The sequence below is a fragment of the Burkholderia sp. Leaf177 genome, assembly GCF_001424345.1.
In the GTDB taxonomy this organism is placed as follows: Bacteria; Pseudomonadota; Gammaproteobacteria; order Burkholderiales; family Burkholderiaceae; genus Caballeronia.
On the sequence record NZ_LMPF01000022.1, the window covers coordinates 61,266 to 75,622 of the forward strand.

Annotated in this window: 11 protein-coding genes; 5 read left to right on the plus strand and 6 right to left on the minus strand. The window is 53.8% G+C overall.

Annotated features, from left to right (window positions below):
- Positions 1 to 187 precede the first annotated feature (187 nt).
- From ASG35_RS19170 to ASG35_RS19180, 3 genes are all read right to left on the minus strand, one after another.
- A complete protein-coding gene (locus ASG35_RS19170) occupies positions 188 to 1,276 on the minus strand; it encodes a hypothetical protein (protein WP_156393259.1) in 1,089 nt (362 codons plus the stop codon).
- An 886-nt stretch (positions 1,277 to 2,162) separates the two neighbouring features.
- On the minus strand, positions 2,163 to 3,317 hold the full coding sequence (locus tag ASG35_RS19175; protein ID WP_056361106.1) for a cyclic nucleotide-binding domain-containing protein: 1,155 nt from the start codon (positions 3,315 to 3,317) through the stop codon (positions 2,163 to 2,165).
- Between the two features lie 357 nt (positions 3,318 to 3,674).
- Positions 3,675 to 5,060 carry a sigma-54 dependent transcriptional regulator gene (locus ASG35_RS19180; protein WP_056361110.1) on the minus strand — a complete coding sequence of 462 codons (1,386 nt, stop codon included), beginning with the start codon at positions 5,058 to 5,060 and terminating at the stop codon, positions 3,675 to 3,677.
- 565 nt (positions 5,061 to 5,625) lie between these two features.
- Here ASG35_RS19180 and ASG35_RS32775 point away from each other — a divergent pair.
- A complete protein-coding gene (locus tag ASG35_RS32775) occupies positions 5,626 to 6,237 on the plus strand; it encodes a hypothetical protein (protein ID WP_162244422.1) in 612 nt (203 codons plus the stop codon).
- A 350-nt stretch (positions 6,238 to 6,587) separates the two neighbouring features.
- On the opposite strand, the gene ASG35_RS19190 is transcribed toward ASG35_RS32775, so the two are convergent.
- Positions 6,588 to 7,028: an SET domain-containing protein gene (locus tag ASG35_RS19190; RefSeq protein WP_056361116.1), complete on the minus strand. Its 441-nt coding sequence runs from the start codon at positions 7,026 to 7,028 to the stop codon at positions 6,588 to 6,590.
- Positions 7,029 to 7,633: 605 nt separating this feature from the next.
- On the opposite strand from ASG35_RS19190, the gene ASG35_RS19195 reads away from it, so the two are divergent.
- The 3 genes from ASG35_RS19195 to ASG35_RS19205 all read left to right on the plus strand — a co-directional run bounded on the left by ASG35_RS19195 (position 7,634) and on the right by ASG35_RS19205 (position 10,184).
- Positions 7,634 to 8,530: a hypothetical protein gene (locus ASG35_RS19195; RefSeq protein ID WP_056362099.1), complete on the plus strand. Its 897-nt coding sequence runs from the start codon at positions 7,634 to 7,636 to the stop codon at positions 8,528 to 8,530.
- A gap of 69 nt (positions 8,531 to 8,599) precedes the next feature.
- The gene (locus ASG35_RS19200; RefSeq protein ID WP_056361119.1) at positions 8,600 to 8,845 is read left to right on the plus strand and encodes a hypothetical protein; all 246 of its coding nucleotides are present in this window, start codon (positions 8,600 to 8,602) and stop codon (positions 8,843 to 8,845) included.
- An 871-nt stretch (positions 8,846 to 9,716) separates the two neighbouring features.
- Entirely contained in the window at positions 9,717 to 10,184 is a 468-nt protein-coding gene (locus ASG35_RS19205) for a hypothetical protein (protein ID WP_235527617.1), read from the plus strand.
- Positions 10,185 to 10,586: 402 nt separating this feature from the next.
- Here ASG35_RS19205 and ASG35_RS19210 read toward each other — a convergent pair whose 3' ends face one another.
- Positions 10,587 to 11,468 carry an H-NS family nucleoid-associated regulatory protein gene (locus ASG35_RS19210; RefSeq protein ID WP_056361125.1) on the minus strand — a complete coding sequence of 294 codons (882 nt, stop codon included), beginning with the start codon at positions 11,466 to 11,468 and terminating at the stop codon, positions 10,587 to 10,589.
- A 494-nt stretch (positions 11,469 to 11,962) separates the two neighbouring features.
- Between ASG35_RS19210 and ASG35_RS19215 the strand changes: the two genes are divergently transcribed.
- A complete protein-coding gene (locus ASG35_RS19215; RefSeq protein WP_056361129.1) occupies positions 11,963 to 12,592 on the plus strand; it encodes a hypothetical protein in 630 nt (209 codons plus the stop codon).
- A 254-nt stretch (positions 12,593 to 12,846) separates the two neighbouring features.
- Here ASG35_RS19215 and ASG35_RS31485 read toward each other — a convergent pair whose 3' ends face one another.
- Positions 12,847 to 14,172: a hypothetical protein gene (locus ASG35_RS31485; RefSeq protein ID WP_156393260.1), complete on the minus strand. Its 1,326-nt coding sequence runs from the start codon at positions 14,170 to 14,172 to the stop codon at positions 12,847 to 12,849.
- Between the last annotated feature and the right edge of the window lie 185 nt (positions 14,173 to 14,357).

Below are 14,357 nucleotides of genomic sequence, written 5' to 3' on the forward strand. Positions count from 1 at the left end.
TGCAAGCCGCTGTGCTCATCGGGCCAGCGCGATCCGACCGCTAACAATTAGATGCGGATCGCATCAAGGACAAAGCTATTTCAGCAAGATCGCTAATCACGCTCGCCTGCCGGTACTTGCGTGACGGATCGGGTCAGGTCAAGTGCGTCGCCCACATACAGCGCGAGGCGACGCACCCACGTTACATTCAATGCACAGAGAACACTGAGATACCGCCGTTCGGGAACGCCGCGCTGCCCGCTTGGAACGGCACATAGACCTGTCCTGACGGACCATCGACCGCGACCGAATGTGCACCTGTGCCAACAGCGACCTGAGCGACGATCGTCCGACTCGTGCCATCTACAATTGCCATCTCCGGGGTAAATCCCGATGCCGCCGCCGTGCCGTTCGTCACCCAATGTCGCGCGGGCAAGAAATAGCGGTTCAATGTTTTGTCATAGGCGATCTGGTCCACGCCGCCGAACGGTAATTTGGCCAGCACGGCGCCACTCGTGCGGTCGAGGATCAGTGTTATCAGCGGATCGCCGGCGCCAGGATCGCAGCCCACCATGACATCCTGATTCGGTCCGAATGCAAGTCCGGATGGTGCGCACGCGCCGAGGGGAAAAGCTTTGGTCACAGCTGGTTGTCCCGCGGTCACCGAGCTCAAGGGAATGACGTCAAGCTCGCCGTCCGGATTGACTGCGGTACCATCGTTGTTGATCAGGAAGCTCTTCGTACCGGCGTCGTACTCGCACGCCTCGAGGCCCGACGAACCGTTGAAGTTCAGCTTCGACACGACAGCCTGCGTATCCGTGTTGATGAACGTAAGGAATGGTGGCGTGTCTGCCGGATTCGCTACTGCAACGAGGTGGTCGTCCGGATCCAAGCACCCTTCATCGGTGCGATTACCCGTGATCGCGATCGGGATGGACTTAGTAAGAGTCTGACTAGAAGTATTGAAAACCTTTACGCCATTGACGTCACCCGCATACAGCGTGCTTGTCCCAGGCAAGCCAATCAGGCCATCCGGCCCGGAATCCGTGGTTGTTGCGCCATTGCCAGCGAAACCGCCCGGTATCTGTGCGATGAGCTTGTTCGTGGTCGTATCCACAACATCTATGGCCTTGTTGTTCCGGTCGGCCAAGAAGTATTTGCCTTGGTCTGCGTAGCTGATGTCGAAACTGAACGCAGGGCTTGCTGAATTGGGCACCGCAATGTTGGTTATCAGATGGGGCGTCGAACCGTCGCCGTTGTCCGAGCCACCGCACGCGGCGAGCAGCAGAGCGACCATCGATCCGGCGGCGACTAATGCGCCGTATTACTTTATCCGTCTTTTCATTTTTGTCTCCTGAAATGGCAATTGGGTATTCTCAGCTGACCGGCATGCGCGCCTGCCGTCAAATCGATTAACTGGAAGCATTGGATCAACACTCAGAAAAAATGCTCATGGTTATTTAAAAACTTCGTGACGTTAATGCGTTTGATACATCAATCGCTTATCGCCGATCAGACCCGACAATTAAAAATCCGGGACAATCCTCTGGTTGTCCGGAAAAAGACCATCTGATAGACGTCACGCAAGTTGATCGGATCAGGGATGTTGAAGCAGCGCAATAGACAGTGCGCCGACGTACGATGCTTGAGGCTCCCTTAAGGAATGCTTAGCTCAATACGGGGGCGTTAATGTTGCGATAATCAAGCTGAAAGAACACGACACGCGCACGTAACCGGACGTCCCTGATTCCCGGTAAACAGACGACGTCGACGCTCGCATCATCGATGCCCGTCACGGCCTTTCGCAAGTAGGATATGCAGTCAAAAGCTCTCTTGTTGTAACGCTACACACACCACCTTGGATGCAGCGCCATGACTCGAGTCTAAAGATGCGCCTACGGATCATCCCCGTAGTCCATAATGCCGACGGTCCGTTTGAAGTGATTCACCGGCTTCTGAGTTGCTCATGGCCTCTTCGACTCGCCCAAGCAAGATTCGACGACGAAGCACACTCGACTTAGTGAATGCTAAGGGCCGGGGAATATACCCACCGGCAGCAAAAGGACCACAGAAAAACGGCGTGCATTTTCCACAACGAAACGTGTTAGCCGAACTGAGAGGCGCGGACAACTGAGAGAAAACAAGTCTAGAGATTTTGTTAGGGTTGCGATCGCGCTTCTCGCCTAAGTGGCAACCCTCATTGAAGAATCAACGCGTCGGGATTTCAACAGTTTCAGCAAGCGAATAAATTGAAGCTGGATATCTGCACCATCGTTGGCTTCGACTACGATCTCACCTTGTATTATTCGGGATACTTCCAGTTGCTTGGCCCGACTCATCACAGACAGCAGGCGGTCCGAAACTGCACGGTGCCTGGATGAGACCAACATCTTTGCGAGGTCATAGGCGTCAGTCGCCCTTACAGTATCAAAAAGGGTAAGGTCGTCAATCAGCAATAGATCGGCAACGGATTCGATCTGGTCTGCGCGCTGCCCCGTTATTCTTGGTGCGGTCAAACCAGGGATGTCGCCTTGCAACAGCTTTTCGCTCAGCAGTACCCTTTCAAGGTTGATCAACGTGTCAGCAGCGGTCAACTCCGCACAGTTTGTTTCTTTCGGAGTGTGGCCATTCAGGTAGTACTCAACCCAACGTCGTGCGTGCTCAACGATATGCAAATGACTGAACACGAGCGCTTGCCGCACGCCAGCGTCGCTCGTTAGAGTAGGCGCATCCTGATAGATTAAATCGTTTCCGGATTTAACATGCACAAGCCCGAGCGTTTGCATGCATCTCAGCATAGCCATAATTCGCATTTCTGCGTGCCCGGTGATGCCCTGACATTGCCGCAGGAAGTCCTCAATACTAACGCTTACGTTCTGAACGTCTTCGACATCATGTTGTTCAGGCTGCGCCATCAAGCTTAAGATGTGCGAATACGAAACAATGTCGGATTGAGCACCACCCCGACCGTCCATCGAGTAATGGTGTTCGGTGCGGTTATTTTTGCGAATTAAATACCGCGTTAGATAACGAAGCACCGGCGATACGCGATCAAGCTCGTCATTAAGCGTTTGGGGATCGATGACCAACAGCCGACAAAAAGACAAGGCTCGAGCCGTCGACCCGCGCGCCTTCGACACGAGAAGCGCACCTTCGCCGAAGTAATCGTCTTTTCCCAGGACGTCGACTACGACTGCTCCCATCCCATCGCGCTTGGTTGTGATCTTAACTCTACCTTCAGCGATGACATAGATGCATGCGTTTCCCACGTACCCCTCTTGGTAAATCACCTCGCCCGCTTCTACGTTCTGAAACGTCGGCGTACCCTCGTTGATCAATTTGATCCTCTCATTATCGTTGTGCCGCGCGGCTTAATTTTTTTTAACTCGCTGCAAGGCCTGACCCACACGATCTCTCCCACGATATAACGGCGATTTCCAACCTTCCTTTAACGGACCGAGATAGAAAAACGCCCCCGCTATGATTCGCGAGTGCTTCAGTACGCTTGACTATATTGTTCCGGCTGCGGTCGCCGCCGGTTGTTCAGCTAAACGCCGCTAAGAGGGGATCGCACAAATGCCAAGTAGAGCCCTTTTGGTTTAAAGCGTGACGCTACAAAAGCAGCGTTATACCCACCTAGAACCACCTCAAGGGACGGCAGACGCCCATGCGCCCAATTTTCAAAGCAAAATAATTTAATGCGAAGTGTTAGCAGTTGGCCGCGCACCGGTCAGCGGCGCGTCGCTTACGTCCGCGCGCAAACCGTGTGCTGTCAGCAAACGATACAGCGTCACCCGTGAGATGCCCAGCTCCTGCGCAGCATCCCCGAGACGTCCACGATGACGCAAAAGGGCCAGTTCGATCGCCTGCCGTTCCGCAGATTCGCGCGCCTGCGCGAGCGAGACTGGCGCAACTTTCACATAATCGGCGAGTTCGAGATCGCTTGCGCTGATCTGCTGTCCTTCGGACATCACGATCGCGCGACGAATCCGGTTGATCAGCTCGCGCACATTGCCAGGCCAGCCATAGTTATGGAACGCGGCGATCGCGTCAGGCGCAAAACCGCGCACTTTCCGACTTGCGTCCTTCTTGAAGCGATGGAGCATGTGCTTCGCTAGCAATTCAATGTCCTTACCGCGCGCACGCAGCGGCGGTTCATCGAGTTGCAGCACGCACAAGCGGTGGTAAAGGTCGGCACGAAAGCGTCCTTCGATCATCGCCGTCTGCATGTCGACGTGCGTGGCCGAAATGATGCGCACGTCCACGGGCGTTGACGCATGTCCGCCAAGCCGCTCGACCTTGCGTTCCTGCAGGAAACGCAGCAGGCTCGCCTGGCTTTCGAGCGGCAGGTCGCCGATTTCATCAAGGAAAAGCGTGCCACCGTTCGCCGCTTCCACGCGTCCAATCTTGCGTTGATTCGCGCCGGTGAAAGCACCGCGCTCGTAGCCGAACAATTCCGATTGCAAGAGATGTGCGGGAATCGCGCCGCAGTTGATCGCAACAAAAGGCTGGTCTCGACGCGTCGAACGTTCATGAATGGCAACGGCCGTCAGTTCCTTGCCCGTGCCCGATTCGCCCGAGATGAAAACCGGGGCGTCGGTCATTGCAACCTTTCGGATCGAGCGGAACAGGCCAAGCATGGCATCGCACGATCCGACCATTTCGCCTTCCAGATGTCCGTCGCGCGCATCGTCTGCCGTGTTCACCTGCAACGCCACCATGCCGAACGCACAGCCGACGGCATCGACCACGCGGTCATCCGATGTTGGCAGCGTGATGTAGTCGAAACAATAGTCGCGAATCAACCCGCGCGCGGTAGCGTCTTCGAGGTCTTCCCGATAGCCCACCGCAACCCATCCCGTGAGCGAGCTTGCCAGAAGTTCGTGAAGGTAACGAAGATCCGCCGAAAACTCAAGCGATGAGAAGTCGAGGATTCCCGCCGAGAGTTGCCCCCGCCTCCTTCTTGGCACCGCGCCTGGTTCGAGCACCTCGACTTGCCACGAACGCTCGCTAAGGCTCGCCTGCAATGACAACAGCAGCGCTCGTCCGACGTAGTAGAGCGACCTTTTGTCTTGGTGCATTTTCGTCTCTCAATGCCTTATTTAGAATATCAAGTATGCATTTGACCGGTTGCTGCGGGTATCGTGGGCAAACGTTTCATGACGCAATTCTTTAGATGATTAACCAGATCTAAAAGAAATAGAAGTGGCACGTATTACGCACTGAAAGAATCCTCAATGAACAACAGGTAATTGCTGCGCTATGCCCGCTTTCAGACATCTGGTCGCTTAAATCGCACCTTATGTTGCATCGACAAAAACGTGACGTACTGCGAAGTCCTTTCGATTAACGGAGTATGGCCACACGCAGCGTCCGTCACAGGAAAAAAACGAATGTCAGGTTCACTCATTAGTTATCGGCAGTAAAACATCAAACTTGAAATTGTTGAACACTGCGCGGGTGTACAGGCGCGGTCATGTTTCGAATTCTCGACATCACTTTATTGCCTTGCAAGTCGATACACAACCTAAAAAAGGGAAGGATCAACATCAATAAGCATTTTCTCGGTCCATGAAGCATGGTTCGCTGAATGCAGTAACTATCGAACAGTAACTGCGTCAGACGATCGCTGCCCTCCAGCAGAGCTTGAGCATTCGTACTTTTGAGATCGAACATCTGAAGCTGCAAATTGCCAAGCTCAACCGCGTACAATTCGGCCGTAAGTCGGAGAATCTGGACTGGCAAATCGGACGGCTCGAAGCGCGCCTCGAGGATTTAGTGGCGGAAGAAGGTATAGCGGATGCCAACGTTCGCAGTGATCCACCTAGCGCTTCAACAGAACAACAAGGTCGACTCACCAGCCTTTGTTGGAACACCTGCCGCGTGAGGACTATGTGCTCGATTCCGTCGAGGAGAAGTGTCCTGCGTGCAATCGCCATCTCGAGCCGTTGGGCGAAGATGACTCGGAGCATCTGGATACATTGCGACAGCATATGCTCCCATAAACCGATCGTGATCCGCAGGAAGCGCATCCGTGACTATGTCGGTCATACCACTATCTTTTTTGCTGGTCTTCACCTACTACCCCTGCCTCTGAAGGCTCTTGATGACAGTGCTTGCGCTCCGTCAACTTCGGCCAAGACCGAGAAAACGCTAGTCTTTAGTAACCCAAAATCATTCGGAGCTAATGGCGAGCACAGGCGTTGCGATGAACTGCCTTGCCCCCTTTTTCCGCGACACGTACGCTTCGATCAATAAGACTTGAATATTGATACGCTCTAAAGTCAGCACAAGCAAGAATCCGCAATTGAGACTTGAGACGACGAATCCTCAACGAACATGGTAACGCTCATTTCTAGTCCGTAAGAAGCAAATGAGCAGCGGATGCAAAATGATCGGAGTGACTGCTACAGTGAGATTGGTTTAAACCGATAGTGGTGTTCACTGATTGCCGTAAAGCTTTTCCAGACGAGCACGCAATTGCGTGCAGGAAACCTGACGTAAGATGCCAATATGCTCTCTACTAGCTTTGCAAGCATTTTCACAACAATCCAAGAAACAGCTGGAGCAGACGCGCGTAATCAGAATCCCTTGCATCGAACTCCCATTCATTTTACATACAGCATTGTGGACCGGCAATTCTTCGCACCGCACCGGCATGCGTAGGTTGCTTTCAGTGCTTTGCTGGGTCGGCTTCCAGCATCCAGACGATAATCAATGAAAATTTCGTCGCCAACTTTGATCTTTTTGATCGCACGGATATAGACGCGGTCGTTGTCCTGCTCGGCCTCGCAGTTCGGTGCGCAGCTGTGATTAATCCAGCGCGCGGAGTTGCCGGCAACAGCACCGTCGATCACGCGGCCATCGCCGATCCCGAAAAAGAAAGTGTGCCCCGCTTCCGCTTCTGATCGCGCAAACCGTCGATTTGCTTCGCGTTCAGACAGTACCTCGCCCTTGTATTCAAGCAAATAGTCGCCACGCGTCATGACCGCCGAGGCGAATACCCCGCGCCCGTGAATAGCTGACCGTCGTACGTAGAACCTGCGCATGCCCTGCTCCGAAAAATGATGCTTGACGAATGTCCCTCCGATGCAAAATCATACCGTTCCAGACGAGATCACAGCATGCGGCTCATGCGAAAGCGCACCTATTATTTGAAACGCCAGCCCGCTCGAGGTACGCTGGTTCGTTACGACGACCGTGTGGCTGAGGTATTGGGTGGTGCCAGGGGCAATCGGGTCATGATTAGATCCGTGCACGGGGACGGGACGACGCGGATCACCGCGGTGAAGTGGCGAAATCTTGCAGCGCTGGGCGCATCCCTTTTGAGTGACCCGGGATTGACGCATTGTTCTCGCAAGTTCGCAAAGGCTCGTTCATCATGCACAAGCTCCCATCCGAAGCATCGATTAGGGCGTTATTTCGGAACATACGTCGACTCTGGTTAGGTAAGTCACTCAGCCGTTGTCAGCTCTCACCTGCTCCCCAAATCGTGCCACATCTAAAGTTCACCTATGGTCTCAGGGTCAGCACGCGTCGGCTAGATAATCCGCGTTTTTGGGAAATTAATCCGGAGGGTATGCGCTCACCAACGAGGTACGCTGCGACGCGCGGACTCGCTTATCGCATGCTCGATTCAGGGAGGCAAAACGGTATGTTGGAAGCGAAGACAGCAGCGCTAGAGCAGATCGGCACGCCTCAGTGGACAGACAGCGAGGTTGAACGATATTTGCGGACAGGCGAATACGACAGTTTTTTCATAGGATGGCCGGGGTCTAACTTGGCTGATATAGCGACACGTGCGTCCCAGCGCCTTCGAAGCGCCCTTTTAACAGAGACGTTGCGCCGCTCAAGAGGCTCCGAGTCTGTCTCGCGTCTCCCTGTCGACCTCCACGCATGGAGGAGTGAAAAACTGAAACCTATGGTGGATGGTATTTTCGACCCGAGTGAACGCGCAACCGTCATTCGCCTGCTTTCAGATAACGTTGTATTCGTCACCCGATCAAACCTACAAAAAATTCTGCTGACTGAACGGTGGCTCTCTACAGCTTGGGATGTGGCCAACATATTTTTGGAGAGCGTTAAGGCCCCAACGCTATCTGGACAGCCCTGCAATATAGTCGGCTTGAGCCAAGAAACGAGGTGCTACGTGTCAATGGTTTACTTCGACGAAACCGACCCATTTGCCGATTTCGTCGTTCACGAGGCCGCGCATGTCTTTCACAACTCCAGACGCGTGGCTTGTGGGCTAGCCGCAAGCGCTCGCACCGATTACATTCTCAACATTGACTATCGTATGCGGGAGACGTTTGCATACGCCTGCGAAGCGTGGAGCCGGATCAGTTCGGCCGCCCATCGTCGTGATGATAGAAAGGCGTTGATTTTGCAGCATGCCGATAGGGGGTTGCCGAGCGACGACCGAGTGAACCATGACGAATACCTCGATGTCCTTTTTGACGCCGCTCGCGCTCATAACGGTTGGCAACGGATCGCCAAGCGGTGCGAACCAAGACAGCGAGCTTCCAAATCGTTTCAATCCGCTGTCGACTGACTTGGCAAGCTTCTCGGACGTCGGCAGCGCCTAGCAACCTAGAGCCACCCGGCTTAGGAGAAAAACGTAGTGGCTGCTCCAGCATATGTTTATACGATTGCGTGCGTTGCCGTGATGCTGGGCGAACCGGAGGCCTGGTTGGAGGAAATCGCGCTCATGAATCTGGAACCAGAAGACGGGTGTCTACAGATCGTTGATAAACTCGGTCCAGATCGCGAGGAATCGAACACGGTAACCGCTCTTACAGAAGCGGGTATCGAAGCTTTGAGAGAGGCGATCGCAGAGGTGAAGCATGGTCAACGCCGCACGCTTTAGTCGCGCTTGGGATGTTAGCTGACGGGGACGTTACTGGCGTTTCAAAGCGACCTTCGTCCCGCTTTCTAGCTAAAGATCGCGATCCCGACGGTCGTATTGCTTGACAATGCTGAGCTTCGCTTTCCCGTCGCGCCGCGTTTGCTGCGTCGATGACAACCGCTAAAGTTCTCCGCGCATCTTCAAGCTCTTGAACAGCGGCGGTCAACCGGGCAAGCTCAAGCGCAGAGGCTTGTCGTTCACCCGCTTTAGCGAAATGCGCTTCTATGGCAGCAGACGCCGCCTGTACCTCGCGTGCAGCTTCCGCCATCCTTTTGAGCGCCTCCGCTTCACGTTCATTAAAACTCTTGTTTGCCACGGGTTATCAGCCTTAAGACGTGTAAGAGGCTAGCGGGTGCTGTCCTGCATGATCAGCTCGACAGGTGTCAGAGCGATATGTATCGGTACATGCTACTTTTGGTTATTCTATCTGCTGGAAGCGTTCATGGAGGCCAACGCGACACGTCATTATGCCGCTGCGGCCGTTATCTTGGCACCAGGGCGCGACCAAATGGCAGTCGTGCCAAGGCTCTCCGAGACGGTTCTAACTAGCGGACGCCAGCACGGTGACGCTGTCCCTAAACCAACGTACGAGTGATCATAACGAACGACAGGCCGGAATATATTGGCCCGCTTACGACTCGACTTGACTCGCCGCGCCTGCCTGCCTGCCGGCGACCAGCGTCAGATACGCATGACCACGACGGTACGAAGCTTAGTCAATCGCTTCCGCAGTCACACAGTTCCAATCGCTGTTCCGCAATTCGACAAAATTTCGTGATTTGCGTGTCTGTAGAAGCTGCCGCATCTCTCCCAAACCTTGTCGATCCGAAATATGGCCGGAACAAAACGTAAGTCCACCCGCCTGAGTGTTATTCGTAAGCCACTGAGCAAGTCCGCGCTTTTGCCGATGTCGGCACAATCAGCACGGGAGTTGTCGCTCGCTCACCATCTTGCGTTGGTTGCCTGCCGCGGCGACCATGCGAATCGGCATCAAATCAACGAATTGGTCCGTTCGGTCTATATGGCCTACTACCTTCAACGCATGGGGTTCGGTGAGGTGCCGTTTGAGTGCTATGAACACGCAGAAGCGGCGTTCGAAAATGCACTAGCAATTGCTGAAAAAAGTGCCAAGTGGACAATTAGCGAGCAGGACGCGCCCGTCATCGAACGCGTGCTCGCGCTTCACGACAAGCAATTGAGTGAGGCGCCGATGCACCGGGTGGTGGAAGCTGAAAAACAACTGCGCCAGTTCTTGGCCGGCGAGAGCGCTTCGCCGCTGGTTCGCCCGAGCCCGAAATAGCAGCTGGTTTCCTTTTTGATGCGCGTTGAGAACTCAGACACGCCGAACACTAACGTCTTGGTTGCAGTAGACGAAAGTTAAAGCCGTTACTCCTACAGGAATGGATTTGACACTCGAAACCATTTTTTGTGGGCTGTTCTGGCTGACTTCTAAACCCTTCATCCAACGGAACCAATCGATACCTTTGCTGTCAAGAGGAAAGAGAGATCGCAGAGATTGGGCCTTCAGCTGCACAGGGTGTGTTTCCGTCCATCTACGGATTGGTAATGTCCTCGTTCGACCTCGAAGGTACAAGAACGGCAACTATTGACGACGCCTGGTCGACGGGAGCTCTTTACGGGCAATGTTGCGCTCTGCATCGGGGACGAGCGGCCAAGAGGCCGCCCTACTACTCTAGCGCGATTAAACTGCGGGCGCTTCAATGGCTGCTTGGTTAATGCCATTGTCGTTGGCTACAGTCGCTGCCTTCGCAGCATTGCCTGAAGCACTCACCTTCTTTGCAACTCTCTTTTTCGCAGCTGGTCCTGTCTTCTTCGCAGCAACCTTCTTGCTAACAGCAGCGGATTGTATTGGCGTTGATTCCTTCGCCTCATTTTTTGTGGCGGCGGCCTTTTTCACGGTGATTTTCTTCGCTGCAACTTTCTGCGTCACCTTCTTTGCCGCATTCGCCTTCTTGGCTACAGCAGACGCTTTACTCGCCGCTTTGGTCGCGACTTCAGCAACGGGCGATGCACCCTCTTCCTCAATCAGGAATTTGGTGCGATCTCTGACGTTCGCAAGCCATGTTGGCGCGCGTCCTTTGCCGCTCCACGTTGCACCTGACTTGCGGTCGCGATACTTAGCCGGCTGCGGTCCCGTTCTGTACCCACGCGGTTTCGCTGTTGTCGTTGCATCCGCGTTCTCAATTTCGGGAGATGCGGCGTGAGCCACCACCGCATTACCTTGAATCAGGAACCGAGTGCGGTCTTTCGCTTTAGCGATCCAAGCCGGTGCGCTTCCACGCCCGGTCCACGTGGCACCGCTCTTTGGGTCTTGGAACTTGGGCGCGACTTTGGTGCCAAGGGCTTTGGATGCTTTGCGCTTTGTCGCAATACCCAAACCGCTGTCCCCTTTTGCTTCCGGCCTTGCTTTCGCTTTTTCTTCGATATCTTCTGTCGTCAATCCGTGTTCCACCATCAGGCGACGGATTAGATCCAACGCGGACTGCGCTTTCTTTGCTATGAGCACGTCGGCTTGCGCCTGCAACTTCTTAAGCTTTTCTTGAATGACTTCGAGTGTGGGCATAGTGGCCTCCAATAGTGAATGCTTGCACTATGCCACGACGCTTGATTTACGCAAACAAACTTGTCAATTCAAAGCATTACATCTGCGTTCAGCACTACTTTCGGTCCGCAGAGACACCAATCATTTGCCAAGCTCTAATACTTGGGCACGAAGTTGATATTGATTGTCAGTCAAAAAAACAGCGGCACCGTGTCCACTATTCGACACCTTATTTAGACTTTGTGGTTCATTCCTTTGTAGACGCGAGATACGTTGCGCAATCTCAAGGCTTCTTCTTACGTCTATCCTGAATCGAGGATGCGCACATTCGCTGCTGTCCTTCGGATAATATAGGCAAAAGAAGCCTGCCCTGGAGCTTTTGCCGCCGTAAGACCAGACGTTTTTGGGAAGGGTCATCCGGTGAATTAGGTAAGTCGTAACAGAGACCATCATTCACTCAAGCACCGCTTAATCGAGAGTAATATATCGCGCATCTGTTACGCGGGGAAATTCATATGGCTGAATTGAGTTGGTTTAACCAGATCCATCGGGAGTGGCAAGCGCTTAAGGGTCACGATGCTACGCTCGACATCGAACAGTTCTATCGACATGTTGTATCCGCGTACAAATCGGGCTTTGCCCCGCTTGAGTCAATTGCCACGACCGCCAACGCCCTGCTCCTATCTCCAATCCCCGGCGCTCCGTATTTGGGCCGTAAGCTCCTCATGCAGATCGGCATCGACAAGCATCCCGCATTGCGCGTCACCTATGCGCTATCGCTCTTTGCAGGCACGGGCGGAAACAGCGACCCGGAATTGGCCAATCGCATCCTCGTCGATGTATTGAAGGATGAAAACGCGCAAGACAAACTAAAGGGACTTTCAGCAGCGGCGCTGGGCGATAGTGCCCGGCTCGGGCGGGGCGAAGCACTTGATGTCGAGCTCGCGAAGGCAAGATACGAGATGGCATTCGGTTTTGGCCATCGCGACGCTGCGCAGACACTTGCTCTCTACTGGGAGAATCGCTGGGGATGTACGGCGTCAGGGGACTCGGTTCCTAATCGCGCCATTGCCCAGAAGTGGTACAAGCGCTGCGGTGAAAACAATCAAAAGATCTTGCAAACAGCGAGCCCCGTCGGTTCATAGTTGGTGAGCTGAGGTAGAATTTCGGCTCCGCATACTTCGTCGCGCGATGCTGGGTTTGAATGCCATACCGCGAGCCGACTATATCGCTGCTGGTCTTCAATTAGCCCTGGATGCGACGCATCAATCAATAACGGCGTCTGATCCGGCGCAGATTTGCATCAATCTATTTGTGCCGCCCCACACCGCATCCGGTCCATCTAAACGAACCTCATGTCATGATCAATCGAACAGTTGGTCCTTGACCAAAGATTCAATCAGAGCAAAATTATTTGTTGCAAGAGCTCCAACGCCTTGCTTTCGTTCAGAAGCCCAGTGCGCGCCTTCGCAGCAATTGTCTTCAGCAATGCTTCAGCGATGGGTGGAATCCCACGCAAATGCGCAAGGTCGCTCGCCACTGAAATCGAAAGCGCTTTATCGGCCAAGTCTTTCCCGATATTCGACGATTGGCTGTTCTGGTTGGCACCATCAACCGCATCAACAGGTTTGTCGGGTAAGTTTGCAGCGTTCACTACAGTGCTGACATTTTCCATTGGCTTACTTGTAACGTCTTGCTCTGGGACGCTGACGGTTTGCGGTTGAGGCACCGCGCTTGTTTCGTCCACAACATTTTTCGCTACCGCCGCTTGTGGTTTATAACTAGTTGCTGTGGGCGTCGCAGTCTTGCGCTTTCTTGCGGTCGGTGCGAGGAGCTCGTTCACGTGGTCAGGCACATCGTCCGTCTGTCGTGGCGTGTCGAGCCACCCCACCGGGAGCTCCAGTACATCGGTAAAGCGTTTTGCCTCGACGTCGTCCAAACGCTTTTTCCCGTGCAACCGATGCGCCATGTTTGACTGGCTTAGGTTCAACATTCGGCTTAGCAGCGCTTTCGATCCATTGCGGGCAGTCAAGATATGAAGGTTCGCCTGCCGAACCTCAGGAATTGAAGGTGTGCTTGCCAGTTCAAGCGACTGTTGATGCGCTGCCTTGGCCGCTCTCGAAACGCCCTTTGACTGATCGGTCTTCGCCATTGCGCCGGTACCTTTCGGCTCGATCACCTTGCCCTTCTTGCTGGCTGGTGCGGGTGCAGTGCTGGTCTTTCTCGGCATATCGACATCCTTGGCTGTTACAGCTCCGCTCAAAACGGGGTGTTTTGTTGGATCGGCCGACTTATGAGTTGGCGAAGGGTCCGCTGGGTCATCAAATACGCTGTCCGTCGGCCTATTTTCCAGCGGAGAGCGCAGTCGTGCGATCACTTCTGGTGGCAACATGGGGTTTGGATGATCGAAGAAACCATCGGGAAGACCAAGCGTCGTTTCCATGTGAAACGCTGTCTCGGGTGTAAAACGCTCTCCGCTGACCAATTCTGCGATGCGGGCCAGATTCGAGTCGAGACCCAACGCTACATTTTCTGCACCAACAGCGTCGACCAGTACTTTGAACGCTCGAGTCTTGAATATAGATGCCGTCTGGGCGGGATCCTTTGACTGAACGGGTTTCCGGTAATGCTTCTTTTGCGTCTGCGATGCGCTGGTTGGCGGGTGCTGGCGCGCTGGACGTGGACCGCTGCCTCGCGAATCTGGACGTCCAAATGTACGACTCATAGAATTAAACTCCGAATGTTGCGCTCGCAATTGCAGCAGGAGCGAGAGTCCAGTAAGCAGTCAGACTGCTGCCAGGAATCTAGAGATGGCTACAGCAATAAATCGCATCTAAAATTCGCCGAGCCTAAGCATCACAGCTCAACGATTAAACACTCAAACTTATAAAAATTTGGGCGGATTGGAAA

Excerpts from the sequence above, each read along its gene's own strand:
- ASG35_RS19190 (WP_056361116.1), bottom strand. The coding sequence starts at position 7,028 with ATGCGCAGGTTCTACGTACGACGGTCAGCTATTCACGGGCGCGGGGTA.
- ASG35_RS19195 (WP_056362099.1), top strand. The coding sequence starts at position 7,634 with ATGTTGGAAGCGAAGACAGCAGCGCTAGAGCAGATCGGCACGCCTCAG.
- ASG35_RS31485 (WP_156393260.1), bottom strand. The coding sequence starts at position 14,172 with ATGAGTCGTACATTTGGACGTCCAGATTCGCGAGGCAGCGGTCCACGT.
- ASG35_RS19215 (WP_056361129.1), top strand. The coding sequence starts at position 11,963 with ATGGCTGAATTGAGTTGGTTTAACCAGATCCATCGGGAGTGGCAAGCG.
- ASG35_RS19170 (WP_156393259.1), bottom strand. The coding sequence starts at position 1,276 with ATGGTCGCTCTGCTGCTCGCCGCGTGCGGTGGCTCGGACAACGGCGAC.
- ASG35_RS19205 (WP_235527617.1), top strand. The coding sequence starts at position 9,717 with ATGGCCGGAACAAAACGTAAGTCCACCCGCCTGAGTGTTATTCGTAAG.
- ASG35_RS19210 (WP_056361125.1), bottom strand. The coding sequence starts at position 11,468 with ATGCCCACACTCGAAGTCATTCAAGAAAAGCTTAAGAAGTTGCAGGCG.
- ASG35_RS19180 (WP_056361110.1), bottom strand. The coding sequence starts at position 5,060 with ATGCACCAAGACAAAAGGTCGCTCTACTACGTCGGACGAGCGCTGCTG.